Genomic DNA, 17,845 nt, shown 5'->3' on the forward strand with positions numbered 1-17,845 from the left:
GCCATGATCGGCAGTGCCATCGCCTCCGCCGCCGTCGCGGCGACCATGACCAGCGCCATCGTCACGACCGACCAGGCGGTGCTGCGCGCCGGGCCGCGCGACTCGGCGCCGCAACAGGCCCAGCTGTGGCAGGGCGAAGTGCTCGAGGTGCGGGGGGAGCGCCTCGACTACCTGCAGGTCTGGGACCACCGGCGCGAGCGCGGCGGCTACGTGAAGGCCAGCCAGGTGAAACGCACGGCGCTGGCACCCACGGAGGCACCGGACATCCTGGCCGTGCTGCGCTTCGTTCGCGAGACGCCGGGCTCGGAAGCGCTGGGCATCGGTCTCGCCGCGGCCTGGCTGCAGGCGGCGCCGGCCGAGGCCGTGCGTGGCGAGGCCGGCACCGAGACGCTGGACGCCTTGGGGCAGTTGGGCGAGCGGCTGGCACAGCGCGCCTCCGGGCAAGCCGGCCTGTCGAAGAACGGCCAGGCGGCGGTGTCCGCGCACCTGGAAGTCGCCGCGCGCTATGGCGTCAAGTTCGTGAGCTACGAGCGCGACAGCCAGATGCGCATCTGCTATGACGGCGAAGCCTTCCGGCGGGTGCTGGCGCTGGCGGCACGGCCGGAGCAGAAGGCCCGCGCCGCCCTGGCCTTGACGCAGCCCGAGTGCATGGACCCGAACCTGAAGCCGCTGGAACGGCACCAGGTCAACCTGTGGCGCGCCGACGTGCTGGAGCGCGTGGACACCGCGGCCTTGCCGGCGACCGCGAAGAACCAGGTCGCGATGCGCCGTGCTTCGGTCTGGAGCACCGTGGCCTATGAGCGGGCTCGCCTGGGCCAAGGCCCGGACGCGGCGGCGCAGCGCGCCATCGCGGAGCTGACCCAGGTGCAGCGCAGCGAGCTCACGGACGACGACCAGTCACGCTACAACGATGCGGCGATGCGCGTGAACGCTTCGCGCTGGGCGGCCATGCCGCCGGCTGCCGCGCAGCCCTTGGGCCCGCGCCCGAGCATCGTGACCGAAGCCGGGCAGCCTGGGGAGACCTGCGTGCTGCTGGTGGATGCGAAGAACGACGTGCGCAACCCCTTGGCCCGCCGCTGCACGTTCTCCCTGGTGTGGGCACAGTCCGCCAGCCTGAACCGCGAAGGCAACGCGCTGGCGCTGGCCGTGCAACCGATGGAAGCGTGGCGCGAGCTCTGGCTGTTCCGCAAGACCGGCAAGAGCTGGGCCATCGATGTGCTGCCGCCCGCGACCTTGCAGCCGGAACTGGGTTACGCCGAATTCGCCGGCTGGGTGCCGGGTGGGCAGCAGGTGCTGGTGGCGCGCGAAGCGCGCGGCGAGGGCAAGTACAAGCGCAATTACGAGGTGCTGAGCCTGGACAACCTGGTCACGCAGCGGCAGACCGGCGATCCTTCGGCGCTCGGGCCTTTCCAGCGCTGGCAGGACCCTTCCTGGAAGCGGATGAGCGTGGCCCTGCGTTAGCTTTGCGCACGTATTCGGGGAGGAAGCTGCGCCGTGCGCGGTCCGAGAAGACGACAGTGACCTGCAGCGCCGTCGCCTCCTCCACCACGCCGCGGCCGTAGCGCCGCACCTCGACCAGGTCGCCCCGGGCCAAGGCCGGTGCTTCGCCGGCCTCCTGCTGTTCCTCCTCCGCGGCCGGCGCATTGCGCAGCAGCTCTTCGACCACCGCTTCATGTGCGGCGATGCGGCGGCAGTTGTCGCAATGGCTGCAACGCTCGAACGGCGCTTCGCCTTCCAGGTGGTCCAGCAGCACGCGCCAGCGGCACTGGCCGGTCTGCGCGTAGAACACCATGCGCTCCAGCGCCTCGCGGTCCAGGTCCCGCTTGCGGCCGTATTCGTCCGTGAGGTCCTGCAGGCGCAAGTCGGCGGCACGGCGCAGCAGGCGCAGCGTGCCGTCCTTGGCTTGCGTCACCACCTTGCTCTTGCGCAGCAGCCCGAGCGCCACCTGGAGCTTGCCGCGGGCGCGGGCCAGCCGGCCTTGCAACAGCGGCAGAGTCCAGCCGGCGCCATCCGGCGGCGGCTGTTGCAATGCGTCGACCACGGCGGCGGCATCTTCCTCGGTCGGATAGCGCCCAGCCATGAAGAACTGCTGGATGGCCTTGTCGCCGCGCAGGAACAACAGGGTGCAGCGAGCCGGCTCGCCATCGCGCCCGGCGCGCCCGGCGCGCCCGGCTTCCTGGTAGTACGCCTCCAGCGTCGCCGGCAACTGGTAGTGCAGCACGAAGCGGATGTCGGGCTTGTCGATGCCAAGCCCGAAGGCATTGGTGGCAACCATGACGCGGCGCTCGCCCGCCATGAAGGCCTCTTGCATCGCGTGCCGCTCGGCCGCGGGGAGCTTGCCGTGGTACAGGCCCGCGGCGACGTCGGCCGCCAGCAGCGCCTCGTGCACCGCCTGGGCTGCCTTCACGGTGGCCGTGTAGACGATGCCCGAGCCTTCCGTGCCCTGCACCACCTTCAGCACCTGGGCGAGCTTGTCCGCCTCACGCGCGACCGGCACGACGCGGAAGTCGAGGTTGGGCCGGTACACGCTGGTGTTGACGACGCCGTCCGCGGGAATGCCGAGTTGCTGGCAGATGTCGGCCGCGACTTCGTCGGTGGCGGTGGCGGTCAGAGCCAGCACGCAGGGCTTGCCCAGGCGCGCTGCAACGGCGCCGATCTCCAGGAAGGCGGGGCGAAAGTCATGGCCCCAGTGGGAGATGCAATGCGCCTCGTCGACGGTCAGCAGGCTCACAGGATGCGCGCGCAGCAGGTCGATGAAGGCCGGGTCGGCCAGCCGCTCCGGGGTCGTCATGATGATGCGGGCGCTGCCGTCGGCAACGGCGGCTTCGGCCGCCTTCGCATCGTCGGCGTCGTTCGCGCTGTTCACCTGGACCGCGGCGACGCCGAGCGAACGCAGGCCTTCGACCTGGTCCTTCATCAGCGCGATCAACGGCGAGACGACCACCGTCCGGCCGGGCAGCATCAGCGCGGGCAACTGGTAGCACAGCGATTTGCCGGCGCCGGTGGGCATCACGGCCAGCGTGGGCTGGCCGGCGAGCACGCGGTCGATCACCTCCTGCTGCCCAGGCCGAAGCCGGCGCAGGCCGAAGGTGTCGCGCAACAGCGCGCGCAGGGCGCGGCGGGTCGTGTCGGCTCGCACGCGGCGGCGGCTCAGCGGGTCTCGCCGCTTGCGTCGTCGTCGTCTTCGCCGGAAGCGGCATCGTCGGCGGCGTCGAGGTCGGTGAGGGTGAGATCGTCCTCTTCACGTGCCACCTCGCCGGCCGCCAGGTTGACGATCCGGTCGGGCATGATGTCGCCGCCCTCGCGGGCGTCGCTGCCGGCCACGGCCCCGCGTTCACCCGTGCCGCGCGAGTCGCTGTCGGCGTGCGCCTCGGAGGTGCCGATGGTGTCGCTGCCGCTGTCGGAGTTGTCGCTCGGGCCCAGCAGTTCCGACTCGCGGCCGCTGCGTTGCGTCGGCGCCACGTCCGCGCCGTAGATGCTGCTGTATGCCATGTTCGTTGACTCCTTTGAATCGTTGCGGGGAGTCTGGAACGCGGCTTTGGGCCATGGCGTCGGCTGGGGTGGCGCGCGGCTGTCGGACGGGGACTGCGCGTCGGGCATGGGCTGTCGAGTCGGCAACAGCGAATGCGCCGGCCCATGTCGTAAAGTTCCCGGAATGCAAACCCCCGCACCTCCGGCGCCTGCCGGCCTGCCGCCCTTCGAGGCCATTCCCGATCTCATCCGCGCGCATGCACGGGCACGGCCGGGGCAGCTGGCTGTCCGGCAAGGCGACCGCTCCCTGGCCTGGAGCGCGTTCGATCAGCAGGTGGACCGGGTGGCGGCAGCGCTGCAGCGCGACGGGCTCCAGCCGCGGCAGAGCATCGCCATCTGCGCCGCCAACTCGATCGAATACGCGCTCGTCTTCCTGGGCGCGCTGCGCGCTGGCGCAGCCGTGGCGCCCCTGCCGACCGGATCGCTGCCGGAGCAGCTGTCCGGCATGCTGGCCGACAGCGGCGCACGGTTGCTGTTCGCCGACGCGAGCGTGCCGGCGTTGGCGGCGGACGTCAGGCGGATCGCCCTGGACGCGGGCGGCCAGGGCCTGGCTTTCGAGGACTGGCTGGCGCCGCCCGGCAGCACGCCCGAGCCGGTGGCCATCCAGCCCGAGTGGGCCTTCAACATCATCTATTCGTCGGGCACGACCGGCACGCCCAAGGGCATCATCCAGGCGCATGCGATGCGCTGGGCGCACGTGGCCAGGGCCGATGCCTACGGCTACGGCCCGGACGCCGTCGCGATGATCGCGACGTCGCTGTGCTCCAACACCACGCTGGTCTGCTTCTTCCCCTGCCTGGCCAAGGGCGGCACGGTCGTGCTGACCGAAGGCCGCTTCGATGCCGCGAAGTACCTGGCGCTGGCGGAGAAGGTCCGTGCCACCCACGCGATGCTGGTGCCGGTGCAGTACCACCGCATCATGGCCGTGCCGGACTTCGACCGCTACGACCTTTCGTCCTTCCACATGAAGTTTTGCACCAGCGCGCCCTTCCGCGCCGAGCTGAAGGCGGACGTGCTGAAGCGCTGGCCCGGCGGCCTGGTGGAGTACTACGGCATGACGGAGGGCGGCGGCACCTGCGTGCTGGAGGCGCACAACTTCCCAGACAAGCTGCACACGGTGGGCAAGCCGGCCGAAGGGCACGACATCCGCCTGATCGACGAGGACGGCAAGGAGGTGCCGGCCGGCGAGATCGGCGAGGTGGTGGGCCGCTCGGTCTCGATGATGACGGCGTATCACAACCAGCCGGGCAAGACGCGGGAAGCCGAGTGGTACGACGCGGACGGCAACCGGTTCATCCGCACCGGGGACGTCGCGCGCTTCGACGCCGATGGCTTCATGACCTTGATGGACCGCCGCAAGGACATGGTCATCAGCGGCGGCTTCAACATCTACCCGAGCGACCTGGAGGCCGTGCTGCGCCAGCATGAAGCGGTGGCGGACGTGGCCGTGGTGGGCGTGCCTTCGCCGGAATGGGGCGAATCGCCGGTGGCTTTCGTGGTCGCGAAAGCGGGTGCCCCTGCCGCCACGGCGCTCAAGGCGTGGGCCAACGAGCGCCTGGGCAAGACGCAGCGGCTGGCGGACCTGCGCTTCATCGACGAGCTGCCGCGCAGCGACATCGGCAAGGTGCTGAAGCGGCAGCTGCGCGACGACTATGGCCGGGCAGTCGGCTGACAAGCCGCTGCTCGCAAATCGACGCCTACGGTCGCGCTGAACGCTGACGGCGAGGCTCGCCGGCTGCTGGCGGCAAATCACCCGGCCGGCGCACAACGGCGCTGGCGCGCGCGGGCGATCCTGGGGGCACCCCAGGAGATGAACCCATGAAATACATGCACAAGGCCCTCTGGCAACCCGACGGCCATCTGGTGATCCGCGGCAACAGCCGCGCCCTGCTGTACCGTGCCGTGGAAGACGTGCGTGCCGAGGTGATGCGGCATGAGGCCGACGCGCAGGTGCTGCGCACGCTGCAAGCCCTGCAGGACATGCTCGGCAGCTACGACGCGCCGCTGCCGACCGCCAACGAACTCCTGGGCGACCCGGCCAAGCAGCTCGTCGCGCGGAATCTACTCAAGGGCTGAGCCGCCCTCACGCCAGCAAGGCGACGTTGCCGCCCGCGGCGGTGGTGTTGATCGTGACGGTCTGCTCCGCGCAGAAGCGATACAGGTAGTGCGGCCCGCCCGCCTTCGGGCCGGTCCCGGAAAGGCCTTCGCCACCGAACGGCTGCACCCCCACCACGGCACCGATCATGTTGCGGTTGACGTAGACGTTGCCGATGTGCGCACTGTCGGCCAGGGCCAGTGAACGGCTGTCGATGCGGGTCTGGATCCCGAGCGTGAGACCGTAGCCCAGCACGTTGATCGCCTCGATCACCTGCAACGGGTCGCCGCGCCAGCGCACCACGTGCAGGACCGGCCCGAAGATCTCCTGCTTCACCTCGGCAATGTCCGAGAGCTCGAAGGCCTGGGGCGGGATCAGCCGAGAGGCTGGCGCGGCCTCGCCCGGCGGCAGCAACGGCCGCGCTTCTGCATGCAGGCGGCGCAAGTGCTTCTGCAAACCTTCAAAGGCTTCATCGTCGATCACGGGTCCGACATCGGTCGCCCACTGCGCCGGATCGCCGGTGACCAGTTCGCGCGCGGCGCCCTGGATCATCGCGATCACGCCATCGGCGATGGCTTCGTGCACGCACAGCAACCGGAGCGCGGAGCAGCGCTGGCCGGCGGACCGGAAAGCGCTCTGCACCACCGCGTCCGCCACCTGCTCCGGCAGTGCGGTGGAGTCCACCAGCATCGCGTTGATGCCGCCGGTTTCTGCGATCAGGGGCACGATGGGGCCGTCCTTGGCGGCCAGCGCGCGCTGGATGATCTTGGCCACCTGGGTGGAGCCGGTGAAGACGACGCCGGCGATGCGCGGGTCGGCCACCAATGCGGCGCCCACGGTCTCGCCCGGACCATGCAGCAGTTGCAGCACGTCCGGCGGCACGCCGGCCGCATGCAGCAGCTTGACCGCTTCGAGCGCGATGGCGGGCGTCTGTTCGGCCGGCTTCGCCAGCACGGTGTTGCCGGTGGCCAGCGCCGCCGCGACCTGTCCGGTGAAGATGGCCAGCGGGAAGTTCCAGGGGCTGATGCAGACCCAGGGCCCGCGGGCGGTGAGCCGCAGGGTGTTGCTCTCGCCGGTGGGTCCGGGCAAGGTCACCGGCTGGAGGATGCGCTCGGCTTCGCCCGCGTAGTAGCGCAGAAAATCAACGGCCTCACGCACTTCGGCCACACAGTCGCCCCAGGTCTTGGCGGCTTCCTTCACCAGCAGCGCGCACAGGGGCGCCATGCGCTCCTCCATCGCGTCGGCCGCGCGCCGGAGCATGCCGGCGCGTTGCTCCACCGGCGCGCGCGACCAGCCCGGGCAGGCCGTGCGGCTGCGCGCCACCGCCTCGGCGATGCGCGCGGGGTCCGCTTCCGGCACGGCGGGCACCGTCACCTGCGCGGCGGCCTGTTCCAGCGGCGCGCGCAGGTCCGGCATCGCCAAATCCAGCCCGGCGCTGTTGCGCCGCAGCGGGCCGTACAGGTCCGGCGGCAGCGGCTGCGACGGCACCGGCTGCAGGTGCAACGGCGACTGCAGCAACTCCTGCATGCCGATGGACTCGTCGTTCAGCTGGTGCACGAACGACGAGTTCGCGCCGTTTTCCAGCAGGCGGCGCACGAGGTAGGCGAGCAGGTCGCGGTGCTGGCCGACCGGCGCGTAGACACGGCAGGCCAGCAGCGGGTTCTTCAGCACCTCGCGGTACACGCCTTCCCCCATCCCGTGCAGCCGCTGCAGTTCGAAGGGTGCGCCCGTGCGATTTGCCATCTGAATGATCGCGGCGATGGTCCCGGCGTTGTGCGTCGCGAACTGCGGATAGATCACGTCGTGCGCCTCCAGCAGTGCGCGGGCGCACGCGAGGTACGAGATGTCCGTGTGGTTCTTGTGCGTGAACACCGGGTAGTGCGGCAACCCGAGTTCCTGCGCGCGCTTGATCTCGGCGTCCCAGTAGGCGCCCTTGACCAGCCGGCACATCAGGCGGATGCGGTGCCGGCGCGCGACACCGGCCACATGGGCGATCAGCTCCAGTGCACGGGTCTGGTAGGCCTGCAGCGCCAGGCCGAAGCCGTGCCATTGCGGGTGGTTTTGTCCGACCTGCGCGGCCAGCGCCTCAAACACTTCCAGCGACAGTTCGAGCCGGTCGACCTCTTCGGCGTCGATGGTGAGATTGATGTTGGCCGCGGCCGCCTGCGCGCACAGCGCGGCCACCTGGGGCACGAGTTCCCGCAGCACGCGCTCACGCTGCAAGGCCTCGTAGCGCGGGTGCAGCGCGCTCAGCTTGATGGAGATGCCGTCGTTGTGCTGCACGGGCCGGGTGGGGTCGGCGCCTTGCGCGATCGCGGCGATGGCGGCGCGGTAGTGGGACAGGTAGCGCCCCGCATCCTCCGCGGTGCGCGCACCTTCTCCCAGCATGTCGTACGAGAACCGCAGGTTCGGCTGGCGCCGTTTGGCTGCCACCGCTTCGTCCATCGCCTCGGCGATGTCCTGCCCCAGCACGAACTGGCGGCCGAGCAACTGCACGGCCCGCAGGGTGGCCGCGACCACCGTGCGGGCGCCCAGCTTGCCGAACAGCCCCGGCTCGCCGGCCGGCAGGAAGCGCTTGGACATGGCGATGGCGCTTTGCGACAGGCGCGCCAGCGCCCCGTCGGTGGCGCCATCGAAATCGGCCCGCGACAACTGGTCGGCCGTCAGGGCGATCGCGGTCTCGGCGTCCGGCACACGCAGCAAGGCCTCGGCCAGCCGCATCAGCGCCAGGCCTTCGGCGCTGGAGATCGGGTATTCCTTCAGCAGGCTTTCCATCGCCCAGAACGGCGGCGGGTGGCGGCGCACCGCCTGCACCCAGGGACTCGCCGCCTGGACGGCCGCGGCCCAGTCGAGGGCGGTCGACAGGCTGCGCAGCCGGTCGGCCACGATGCCGGCTTCAGGGCGGTATGGAGAGGGCAGGCGTTGCGGAACGGACACGGAAGATTCCTTGAAATGCATGCCCTCCATGTTCCCTGTCTTGGTGATGAGTTTTTCGCTAAAGTCGAGCGCTACCACGACCGATTCTGCTGCGCATGGCCTCTGATCTCGGCGATCTCGACCGCATCGACCTGAAAATCCTGAATGTCCTTCAGGCCGACGGCCGCCTGGCCAACCTCAAGCTGGCCGAGGCCGTCGCGCTCTCGCCGACTGCGGTGCTGGCTCGCGTGCAACGGCTCACCCGGGACGGCTACATCCTGGGCTACGAGGCGCGGCTCGACCCTTTGAAGCTGGGCGCCGGGATGCTGGTCTTCGTCGAGGTGCTGCTCGATCGAACCACGCCGAACGTCTTCGAAGCCTTCAAGGCGGCGGTGCAAGTGCATCCGGAAATCATGGAGTGCCACATGGTGGCCGGCGGTTTCGACTACCTGATGAAGACGCGCACGGCGGACATGCAGGCCTACCGCGAGTTCGCCGGCACCGTGCTGTGGCAATTGCCCGGGGTGCGCGAGACGCGGACTTACGCGGTGATGGAGGAAGTGAAGAACACCACGCGGTTGCCGCTGCCTGTGTAGCTTTTCACGGGAAGCCGCCGCTGCTTTGCCGCTATAGCGTTCCGTCGCGGCAGAATCGCGCATTTCGAGGAGTACCGACCCATGCGCATCCCCGCCATCCTGTCTGCCGCCGTGCTCGCCGGCGCCACTTTGGCCGCCTCGGCCCAGACCATGAAGCCCGGCCTGTGGGAAATCAACAACAAGATGAACAACCCGCAGATGGACCAGGCGATGGCCGAAATGCAGAAGCAGATGGCGGCCATGCCCCCCGAACAGCGCAAGCAGATGGAAGCCGCGATGGCCAAGAGCGGCGTCCAGATGGCGCCATCCGGCCCCGGCGGCGGCATGGCGGTGCGCATGTGCATGACCAAGGAGATGACCGAGCGCAACGAGGTGCCCATGCACCAGAGCGATTGCAAGATCACCAGCCAGTCGAAATCCGGCAGCACCACCAAGATGGCGTTCAGCTGCGCCAACCCGCCCAGCAGCGGGGAGGGCGAATACACCATGGTCAGTCCGGAGGCGTACCGGAGCAAGATGACGATGAAGACCGTGGTGGCCGGAAAGCCCGAGACCATGAGCATGGACACCTCGGGCAAGTGGCTGGGCGCCGACTGCGGCACGGTCAAGCCGATGCAGATGCCCGCGAAATAACGAGGCGGCGCGGCCCGCCCGAGCCCGGACTAGGCCGGCGGCCGGCCCCCGAAGATGGCCGTGCCCACCCGCACCATCGTGCTGCCGGCGTGGATCGCCGCTTCCAGGTCGGCGGTCATCCCCATCGACAGCGTGTCCAGCGCCAGGCCAGCCGCTCGCAGCGACTGGAACAGCTCGCGCGCGCGGCGGTGCACCGCCACCTGCTCGTCGAAGTCTTCCAAGGGCTCGGGAATCGTCATCAGCCCGCGCAGCCGCAGCCGTGGCAGGGCGGCGACAGCGCGCGCCAGATCCAGTGCCTCGCCGGGCGGGATGCCCGATTTGGTGCTTCCCCCGTCGATGTTCACCTGGAGGCAGACCTGCAGGGGTGGCAGGCCCTCGGGCCTTTGCTCGTCCAGCCGCTGGGCCGTCTTCAGGCGGTCGATGCTGTGCGCCCAATGAAAGTGGGCGGCCACCAGCCGCGTCTTGTTGCTCTGGATCGGGCCGATGCAGTGCCATTCCAGCGGCAGGTCCGCCAGCAGGGCGATCTTCTCCACCGCCTCCTGGATGTAGTTCTCGCCGAAGGCCTTCTGCCCCGCGGCGAAGGCCGCGCGCACCGCATCGGGGCCGAAGGTCTTGGACACGGCGAGCAACGTGACATCGGTCACGGGGCGTCCCGCCGCCTCGCAGGCCGAGGCGATCCGGGTTTGAACGCTCTGGAGCTTGTCGCCAATCGTCGTCATAATGGGCCGGCCCCCAATGCCGCCCGGGGCAAAAGATAAGGAAGAGGGATTCGTGGATATTACCCAGCTGCTGGCCTTCAGCGTCAAGAACAAAGCTTCCGACCTGCACCTCTCTGCCGGTCTTCCCCCCATGATCCGCGTCCACGGCGACGTGCGGCGGATCAACGTCGACGCCATGGACCACAAGCAGGTCCACTCCATGGTCTACGACATCATGAACGACACGCAGCGGAAGAACTACGAAGAGTTCCTCGAGTGCGACTTCTCGTTCGAGATCGAGGGCCTGGCGCGCTTCCGGGTGAACGCCTTCAACCAGAACCGCGGCGCCGCCGCCGTGTTCCGGACGATTCCCTCCAAGATCCTGACGCTCGAGCAGCTGAACGCGCCCAAGATCTTCGGCGAGCTCGCGCTCAAGCCGCGCGGCATGGTGCTGGTCACGGGCCCCACGGGCTCGGGCAAGTCCACGACGCTGGCCGCGATGATCAACTACCTGAACGAGACGGAGTACGGCCACATCCTGACCGTCGAAGACCCGATCGAGTTCGTGCACGAGTCCAAGAAGTGCCTGGTCAACCAGCGCGAAGTGGGGCCGATGACGCTGTCGTTCGCCGCCGCGCTGCGTTCCGCGCTGCGGGAGGACCCGGACTGTATTCTCGTCGGCGAAATGCGCGACCTGGAAACCATCCGCCTGGCCATGACGGCGGCGGAAACCGGCCACATCGTGTTCGGCACGCTGCACACGTCGAGCGCCGCCAAGACGATCGACCGGATCATCGACGTGTTCCCCGCCGACGAGAAGGAAATGGTCCGCGCGATGCTGTCGGAATCGCTGCAGGCCGTGATCTCGCAGACGTTGTGCAAGACCAAGGACGGCTCCGGCCGGGTCGCCGCGCACGAGATCATGCTGGGCACCCCCGCCATCCGCAACCTGATCCGCGAGGCCAAGGTGGCGCAGATGTATTCGTCGATCCAGACCGGCAACGCGTTCGGCATGCAGACGCTCGACCAGAACCTGACGGAGCTGGTCAAGCGCAACGTGATCAGCCCGGCCGAAGCCCGCGGCAAGGCCAAGATCCCCGAGAATTTCCCAGGCTAGAGATCCCCAGCAGTACGTTTTTCGAGAAAGGCAGGCTCTCATGGAGCGCGACCAGGCGACAAAATTCATCAACGACCTGTTGAAGCTGATGGTCGGCCGCAAGGGCAGCGACCTCTTCATCACGGCCGACTTCCCGCCCGCCATGAAGGTGGACGGCAAGGTCACCAAGGTCTCGCCCCAGCCGCTGAACGCGAATCACACGCTGGCGCTGGCGCGTTCGATCATGAACGACAAGCAGTCGGCCGAGTTCGAGCGCACCAAGGAGTGCAACTTCGCCATCCAGCCCCCGGGCGTCGGCCGCTTCCGCTGCAACGCATTCGTGCAGCAGGGCAAGGTGGGCCTGGTGATGCGGGTGATCCCGCAGGTGCTGCCGACCATCGACGGCCTGGGCGTGCCGCAGGTGCTCAAGGAGATCGTCCTCACCAAGCGCGGCCTGGTCGTGCTGGTGGGTGCCACCGGTTCCGGCAAGTCGACGACGCTGGCCGCCATGATCGACTGGCGCAACGAGCAGACCTACGGCCACATCATCACCATCGAAGACCCGGTGGAGTTCGTGCACCCGCACAAGAACTGCGTGATCACCCAGCGCGAAGTGGGGCTGGACACCGACAGCTGGGAAGCCGCGCTGAAGAACACGCTGCGGCAGGCCCCCGACGTCATCCTGATGGGCGAGATCCGCGACCGCGAGACCATGGAACACGCCATGGCCTTCGCCGAGACCGGCCACCTTTGCATGGCCACCCTGCACGCCAACAGCGCCAACCAGGCGCTGGACCGTGTGATCAACTTCTTCCCGGAAGAGCGCCGCCCGCAGCTGCTGATGGACCTGTCGCTCAACCTGAAGGCCTTCGTGTCGCAGCGCCTCGTGCCCAAGCAGGACGGCAAGGGCCGCGCACCGGCCGTCGAGATCATGCTCAACACGCCGCTGATCTCCGACCTGATCTTCAAGGGCGAAGTCTCCGAGATCAAGGAGATCATGAAGAAGAGCCGCAACCTGGGCATGCAGACCTTCGACCAGGCGCTGTTCGACCTCTACGAAAACAACATGGTCACGTACGAAGATGCGCTGCGCAACGCGGACTCGGTGAACGACCTGCGGCTGCAGATCAAGCTGAACAGCCAGCGCGCGAAGTCCTCCGACCTCTCGGCCGGCACCGAGCACCTGGCCATCGTCTAGGCACCTGGGCGGCTTTGCGCGAACCGCAAAGCTGTTCTGCGGCTCCCGCGGTTTCCGCGCGGGCCGCGAACCGGCAAAGTGGCGGTTCCACATCAGGAGCCCGCCATGCCACTCGTCCGCATCGACATCCCCGCCGCCACTTCGTCCGCTGAAGCCGCGGCGCTCTCGCGCGCCGTGCACAACGCCCTCGTCGAGCACTTCACCGTTCCGCCGGACGACCTGTTTCAGCTGATCTCGCGCCGGGCGCCGGACGAGATCGTGTGCACGCCTGAATACCTGGGCGTGCGCCACACGGACCGGGTCGCGTTCATCCAGGTCTTCCTGGCGCCGGGGCGCACGGTCGGGCGCAAGGAAGCCTTCTATGCGCAGGTGGCGCGCGATGCGGCGCGCGAGACCGGGTTCCTGGCCGACGACGTCCTGATCAACCTGGTGGAGACGCTGCGCGAGAACTGGTCCTTCGGCGGCGGCGTCGCCCACTACGCGGTGGCGGACCGCGCCCGGCCGGCCTCCTAGAATCGGGTTGTCATACCACCCCGAGGATTCCCATGAGCAGCACCAATCCCAAGACCTACGAACCGGCCCCGGCCCGCCAAGTCGCATTCCTCGGCCTCGGCGTGATGGGATTTCCCATGGCGGGCCACCTGGCGCTCGCGGGTCACCAGGTCACCGTCTACAACCGCAGCGCGGAGAAGCGCGAGGCCTGGACCAGGGAGTTCAAGGGCTCGGCGGCCGCGACGCCACGCGAGGCAGTTGCCGGTTGCGATCTGGTGTTCTGCTGCGTCGGCAACGACGACGACCTGCGCTCCGTCGTGCTCGGTGCCGATGGTGCCTTCGCCGGCATGAAGAAGGGGGCGATCCTGGTCGACCACACGACCGCGTCGGCCAATGTGGCCCGCGAACTCGCGGCGCAGGCTTTGAAGCTCGGCCTGCAGTTCGTGGACGCTCCTGTCTCGGGCGGTCAGGCGGGGGCGCAGAACGGCTTGCTGACGGTGATGTGCGGCGGCGACGCCGCCGCCTTCGAAACGGCCAAGCCGGTCGCCATGGCGTTCGCCCGGGCCTTCACGCTGCTGGGCGCGAGCGGCGCCGGCCAGCTCGCCAAGATGGTGAACCAGATCGCCATCGCGGGCCTGGTGCAGGGCCTGTCGGAAGCCATTGCCTTCGGCCAGAAAGCCGGGCTCGACATGGAGCAGGTGCTGGAAGTGATCGGCAAGGGCGCCGCCCAGAGCTGGCAGATGGACAACCGCGGCAAGACCATGATCGCCGGCAAGTTCGAGTTCGGCTTCGCGGTCGACTGGATGCGCAAGGACCTCGGACTGGTGCTCGACGAAGCCAAGCGCAACGGCGCGCGGCTGCCGGTCACGGCGTTGGTCGACCAGTTCTACGCGGACGTGCAGGCCCTGGGCGGCAAGCGCTGGGACACGTCCAGCCTGATCAAACGCCTGACGTAGACGCTAGCGCGGCGCGCTGGCCGCTGGCGAGGCCACGGTGGCCGGCCGCACGTCCGCGGCCTGCACCAGTTCGAAGATCCGCACGACCCGCTGCACACCCGGGATCTGGCGCGTGATCTGCGTCGCCCGGTCGGCCTCGGCCTGCGTGACGCGGCCCATCAGGTAGACCGTGCCGCGTTCGGTGACGACGCGGAAGGCATTGGCCTGCAGCTCCGAGGCGTCGACGAAGGAGGCGCGCACCTTGCCGGTGACCAGCACGTCGTTCGAACGCTGGGGCAGCGTGGTCGCCGGCATCACGGCGAGCTCGTTGATCACCGCGCGCACGTTCTCGACGCGGCCGGCCAGCTGTTCGGCCTGCTGCTTCACGGCCTCGCTGGGCACCTCGCCCGTCAGCAGCACCTGCCGGTTGTAGCTGTTGACGCTGATGTGCGCGTTGTCGCCGAACGATTCGCGCATGCGCGCCCCGGCGCGCAGCTCGATGGCCTCGTCGTCGATCTGCGCGCCGGAGGTGCGGCGGTCGGTCGCCATCATCGCGCCCACGGCGGCGCCTCCGATCAGCAGGGGCGCGCAGCCGGCCAGTGCCGCGGCGGCCAGTGCCGCGCACAGCGCCTTGGCGGCCAGGGAGGGGAAGTGCAATCTCATGTCGGGGTTTCCTGTTCGCCCAGCAACTGGGCATCGACGCCGTCGCAGATGCAGTGCAGCACCAGGATATGGACTTCCTGGATGCGGGCCGTGCGGTCGTGCGGCACGCAGACATGGACATCGGTTTCGCGCAACAGGTTCCCGATCTTGCCGCCGCCGCGCCCGGTGAGCGCCACCACGGTCATCTCGCGCTCGTGGGCGGCCTCGATGGCCGCGATGATGTTGGCGGAGTTGCCGCTGGTGGAGAGCGCCAGCAGCACGTCGCCGGCCTGGCCGAGCGCGCGGACCTGCTTGGAGAAGATGCGATTGAAGTCGTAGTCGTTGCCGATCGCCGTGAGGATCGAGCTGTCGGTGGTCAGGGACAGCGCGGCCAGCTCGGGCCGCTCGCGTTCGAAGCGGCCGACGAATTCCGCCGAGAAATGCTGCGCGTCGGCGGCGGAGCCCCCGTTGCCGCAGGCGAGCACCTTGCCGCCGCTGGTCACGCAGGCCAGCATCGCCTGCACGGCTTGCGCCACCGGCTTGCTGAGGGTCTGCGCGGACTGGTACTTCAGGTCCGCGCTGTCGATGAAGTTCTGCTGTATGCGTTGCTCGAGCATGACTGGGGATGATACCCGGCCCCCTGTGAACGAATGTGAACGCACGGTCCGGCGCGAAACGCCTGATCACGTCTGGACCAACCCGGTCACAGGCCGCCTGGTGACGAAATACCGCGATGTAGTCCTCAATGGACGCGTCCAGCCAGCGATAAGCCGACGCACCCGCCGACGCGACCCGACACGGACTGCCGCATGAGGCTGACTCCGCCGGCACGAACCGCTGCCTACTCTACGTGTCGCAGGCTCTGAAGCCCGCTGAATTCAGAACCCCTTTCACAAATCTAGGAGAAGTTGCAATGGCTGCTATGAAAAAAATCGCCGGTCTCATCGCTGGTGTGTCCGCTGTCGCCGTGTTCGGCGTCGCCGTGGCTCAGGGCGTTCCGCCCAACCCCTTCGTCACCAACCACGCCCTGGGCGCCGGCCAGCAAAGCTCGCACCTGACCTCCATGGGTGAAACGGGTGTTCCCGGCTTCGTGGACCAAGTCGCGACCGCGCAAGTGACCACGGTGCAGCAGACCGCCCAGGTGGCCGAGCCCGCTCCCGCCCCGGTGGCTCAAGCCCCGGCGCCGGTGGTCGAGCAGCAGCAGATGGGTGCCGCCCCGGCGCCGGTCGCTTCCGAGCCGGCCCCGATGGTTGCCAAGGCGGACCGGAATTGATCACTTGCAAAAGTCGCTGCGCGACTTTTGCAAGTGGCTTGATCAGTGTGGACAGGACCGGCAAAGCCGGATCCTGACCACAGGGAAGACTGCGCTGCGCGATGCTCCGCGCAGTCTTCGAGGCGGGCAGCATGGGCTGCCCGTTTTGCGTTAGCCGGCGTCGAACGCCGCGCGCAGCCACTGGATGCGCTCGCCTTCCATGCCGACGATGTCGAAACGGCAGGGCGGCGGGTCGCCGGCCAGCCGCATCAGGAAATGGCGCGCCGCGAAGATGATGCGGCGCTGCTTCACACCGAGGACGCTGCCGGCGGCTCCGCCGTAGGCGGCGCTCGCGCGTTTGCGCACCTCCACGAAGACCAGCGTGCCGTCGGGTTCGCGCATCACCAGGTCGATCTCGCCGCCGCCGCGCCCCGGCGTCCGATAATTGCGCGCCACCAGCCGCAGTCCGTGGCCCTGCAGGTGGGCCAGCGCGCGGCCTTCCGCCGCGTCGCCGTCCTGCTTGGTGCTGGTCTTCCTGGACAGGGGTTGCATTGAGCGCTTCTTTCGCCTCCGCACTGGGCGCCGCACGCGCGGCCGCCGGTGCGCAGCATTATCCCGAAGGCGCCCTGTACGTCGTCGCCACGCCCATCGGCAACCTGGCGGACATCAGTATGCGCGCGCTGCACCTGCTGGGGCTCGCCGATGCGGTCGCTTGCGAGGACACCCGCCATACCCAAACACTGTTGCGCGCCTACGGCATCGACAAGCCGGGCACCGCGTTGCTGGCCGTGCACCAGCACAACGAAACGGAAGCGGCCCAGGCCGTGCTGGAGCGCCTGCGGCTGGGCCAGCGCGTGGCCTATGCCAGTGACGCCGGCACGCCGGGCGTCAGCGATCCGGGGGCGCGTCTCGTCGCCGCGGTCCGCGCGGCCGGCCACGCGGTGGTGCCGCTGCCGGGCGCGAGCAGTGTGACCGCACTGCTGAGCGCTGCAGGCGCAGTTGACGACGACCCGGGCTTCGTGTTCGCCGGCTTCCTGCCGGCCAAGGCCGGCGAGCGCGACAGCGCGGTGGCGGCCCTGGCGCTGGAGCGGCGGGCGGTGGTCGTGCTGGAAGCGCCTCACCGGATCGCGGCGCTGGCGGCGTCACTGGCCGTGCTGGGCGAGCGGCCCGTGACGGTCGGCCGCGAACTCACCAAGCAGTTCGAGGAGATTGCCACGTTGCCCTGCGCCGGATTCAGCGCATGGCTGCAGGCCGGGCCGCAACGCGGCCGGGGCGAGTTCGCGCTGGCACTGCACCCGGTCGCTCGGGTGGTGGACAGTGACGAGCCGCTGCGCGTGCTGCGGCTGCTGCTGGCGGAGCTGCCGCTCAAGTCGGCGGTGAAGCTGGCGGCGGAGATCACCGGGGCGCCGCGCAACACGCTGTATGAAGCGGCGTTGCAGCTGAAGGACGCCACGCGCGGCTAGGAGCCTGGGCGGCAGAGAAACGGGCCCAACCCTCCGGGCCGGTACCTGAATCAGCGCCAGGCGTCGTTACGGCCTCCTGATGTGCGGAAGCACACCGCGTCAGCCGCGCCTAGCCTGGCGCTGATTCAGGTGCCGGCGCAGGCCCGTTTCTCTGCCGCCCAGGCTCCTAGCTGTGAAGGTTCAATAGGTTGTTTCGGGTGTTCACCCGGAGAAGTTTTGAGAGACTGGAAATCGCCAAACCCCCAGTCAACTCTCCACGAACACCCGGATGAACACCCATAAGAATGCCCGATTGACG

Annotated in this window: 18 protein-coding genes; 11 read left to right on the forward strand and 7 right to left on the reverse strand. The window is 68.9% G+C overall.

The window, feature by feature from the left end:
• The first annotated feature begins 3 nt into the window (after positions 1–3).
• On the forward strand, positions 4–1,461 hold the full coding sequence (locus FN976_RS18690) for an SH3 domain-containing protein (RefSeq protein WP_145894555.1): 1,458 nt from the start codon (positions 4–6) through the stop codon (positions 1,459–1,461).
• Here FN976_RS18690 and FN976_RS18695 read toward each other — a convergent pair.
• Positions 1,367–3,139 carry a RecQ family ATP-dependent DNA helicase gene (locus FN976_RS18695; RefSeq protein ID WP_255440578.1) on the reverse strand — a complete coding sequence of 591 codons (1,773 nt, stop codon included), beginning with the start codon at positions 3,137–3,139 and terminating at the stop codon, positions 1,367–1,369. The genes FN976_RS18690 and FN976_RS18695 overlap by 95 nt on opposite strands.
• An 11-nt stretch (positions 3,140–3,150) precedes the next feature.
• The gene (locus FN976_RS18700) at positions 3,151–3,492 is read right to left on the reverse strand and encodes a hypothetical protein (RefSeq protein WP_145894557.1); all 342 of its coding nucleotides are present in this window, start codon (positions 3,490–3,492) and stop codon (positions 3,151–3,153) included.
• 163 nt (positions 3,493–3,655) lie between these two features.
• On the opposite strand from FN976_RS18700, the gene FN976_RS18705 reads away from it, so the two are divergent.
• Positions 3,656–5,203, forward strand: coding sequence for a class I adenylate-forming enzyme family protein (locus tag FN976_RS18705; RefSeq protein WP_145894558.1), 1,548 nt, complete (start codon positions 3,656–3,658; stop codon positions 5,201–5,203).
• Positions 5,204–5,349: 146 nt separating this feature from the next.
• Positions 5,350–5,607, forward strand: a complete 258-nt coding sequence (locus FN976_RS18710; RefSeq protein ID WP_145894559.1) for a hypothetical protein — start codon at positions 5,350–5,352, stop codon at positions 5,605–5,607.
• 7 nt (positions 5,608–5,614) lie between these two features.
• On the opposite strand, the gene putA is transcribed toward FN976_RS18710, so the two are convergent.
• Positions 5,615–8,584 carry a bifunctional proline dehydrogenase/L-glutamate gamma-semialdehyde dehydrogenase PutA gene (putA, locus tag FN976_RS18715; protein WP_145894560.1) on the reverse strand — a complete coding sequence of 990 codons (2,970 nt, stop codon included), beginning with the start codon at positions 8,582–8,584 and terminating at the stop codon, positions 5,615–5,617.
• Positions 8,585–8,658: 74 nt separating this feature from the next.
• Between putA and FN976_RS18720 the strand changes: the two genes are divergently transcribed.
• Positions 8,659–9,138 carry an Lrp/AsnC ligand binding domain-containing protein gene (locus tag FN976_RS18720; RefSeq protein ID WP_145894561.1) on the forward strand — a complete coding sequence of 160 codons (480 nt, stop codon included), beginning with the start codon at positions 8,659–8,661 and terminating at the stop codon, positions 9,136–9,138.
• Between the two features lie 81 nt (positions 9,139–9,219).
• On the forward strand, positions 9,220–9,771 hold the full coding sequence (locus tag FN976_RS18725; RefSeq protein WP_145894562.1) for a DUF3617 domain-containing protein: 552 nt from the start codon (positions 9,220–9,222) through the stop codon (positions 9,769–9,771).
• A gap of 29 nt (positions 9,772–9,800) precedes the next feature.
• On the opposite strand, the gene FN976_RS18730 is transcribed toward FN976_RS18725, so the two are convergent.
• Positions 9,801–10,490, reverse strand: a complete 690-nt coding sequence (locus tag FN976_RS18730; RefSeq protein ID WP_145894563.1) for a YggS family pyridoxal phosphate-dependent enzyme — start codon at positions 10,488–10,490, stop codon at positions 9,801–9,803.
• Positions 10,491–10,542: 52 nt separating this feature from the next.
• On the opposite strand from FN976_RS18730, the gene FN976_RS18735 reads away from it, so the two are divergent.
• The 4 genes from FN976_RS18735 (at position 10,543) to FN976_RS18750 (ending at position 14,211) form a co-directional block, all read left to right on the forward strand.
• On the forward strand, positions 10,543–11,586 hold the full coding sequence (locus tag FN976_RS18735; protein ID WP_145894564.1) for a type IV pilus twitching motility protein PilT: 1,044 nt from the start codon (positions 10,543–10,545) through the stop codon (positions 11,584–11,586).
• Positions 11,587–11,626: 40 nt separating this feature from the next.
• Positions 11,627–12,763, forward strand: coding sequence for a PilT/PilU family type 4a pilus ATPase (locus FN976_RS18740; RefSeq protein WP_145894565.1), 1,137 nt, complete (start codon positions 11,627–11,629; stop codon positions 12,761–12,763).
• A 105-nt stretch (positions 12,764–12,868) separates the two neighbouring features.
• A complete protein-coding gene (locus tag FN976_RS18745; RefSeq protein WP_145894566.1) occupies positions 12,869–13,276 on the forward strand; it encodes a tautomerase family protein in 408 nt (135 codons plus the stop codon).
• A gap of 32 nt (positions 13,277–13,308) precedes the next feature.
• Positions 13,309–14,211 (forward strand): NAD(P)-dependent oxidoreductase, encoded by a 903-nt coding sequence (locus FN976_RS18750; RefSeq protein ID WP_145894567.1) that lies wholly within the window; start codon positions 13,309–13,311, stop codon positions 14,209–14,211.
• 3 nt (positions 14,212–14,214) lie between these two features.
• Here the strand turns inward: FN976_RS18750 and FN976_RS18755 are convergent, their stop codons facing one another.
• Both FN976_RS18755 and FN976_RS18760 read right to left on the reverse strand, forming a co-directional pair.
• Complete coding sequence (locus tag FN976_RS18755) at positions 14,215–14,853, reverse strand: BON domain-containing protein (protein WP_145894568.1); 639 nt, start codon at positions 14,851–14,853, stop codon at positions 14,215–14,217.
• Positions 14,850–15,449: a phosphoheptose isomerase gene (locus tag FN976_RS18760; RefSeq protein WP_145894569.1), complete on the reverse strand. Its 600-nt coding sequence runs from the start codon at positions 15,447–15,449 to the stop codon at positions 14,850–14,852. The genes FN976_RS18755 and FN976_RS18760 overlap by 4 nt, the downstream gene beginning before the upstream one ends.
• Before the next feature lie 296 nt (positions 15,450–15,745).
• Here FN976_RS18760 and FN976_RS18765 point away from each other — a divergent pair, with 296 nt between their 5' ends.
• A complete protein-coding gene (locus FN976_RS18765; protein ID WP_186510994.1) occupies positions 15,746–16,105 on the forward strand; it encodes a hypothetical protein in 360 nt (119 codons plus the stop codon).
• Between the two features lie 150 nt (positions 16,106–16,255).
• On the opposite strand, the gene FN976_RS18770 is transcribed toward FN976_RS18765, so the two are convergent.
• Positions 16,256–16,636: a YraN family protein gene (locus FN976_RS18770; RefSeq protein WP_145894571.1), complete on the reverse strand. Its 381-nt coding sequence runs from the start codon at positions 16,634–16,636 to the stop codon at positions 16,256–16,258.
• On the opposite strand from FN976_RS18770, the gene rsmI reads away from it, so the two are divergent.
• Entirely contained in the window at positions 16,636–17,547 is a 912-nt protein-coding gene (gene rsmI / locus FN976_RS18775; protein ID WP_145894572.1) for a 16S rRNA (cytidine(1402)-2'-O)-methyltransferase, read from the forward strand. The two genes, FN976_RS18770 and rsmI, sit on opposite strands and share 1 nt — an antisense overlap.
• Positions 17,548–17,845 lie beyond the last annotated feature (298 nt).

The organism is Caenimonas sedimenti (assembly GCF_007833165.1).
Lineage (GTDB): Bacteria > Pseudomonadota > Gammaproteobacteria > Burkholderiales > Burkholderiaceae_C > Ramlibacter > Ramlibacter sedimenti.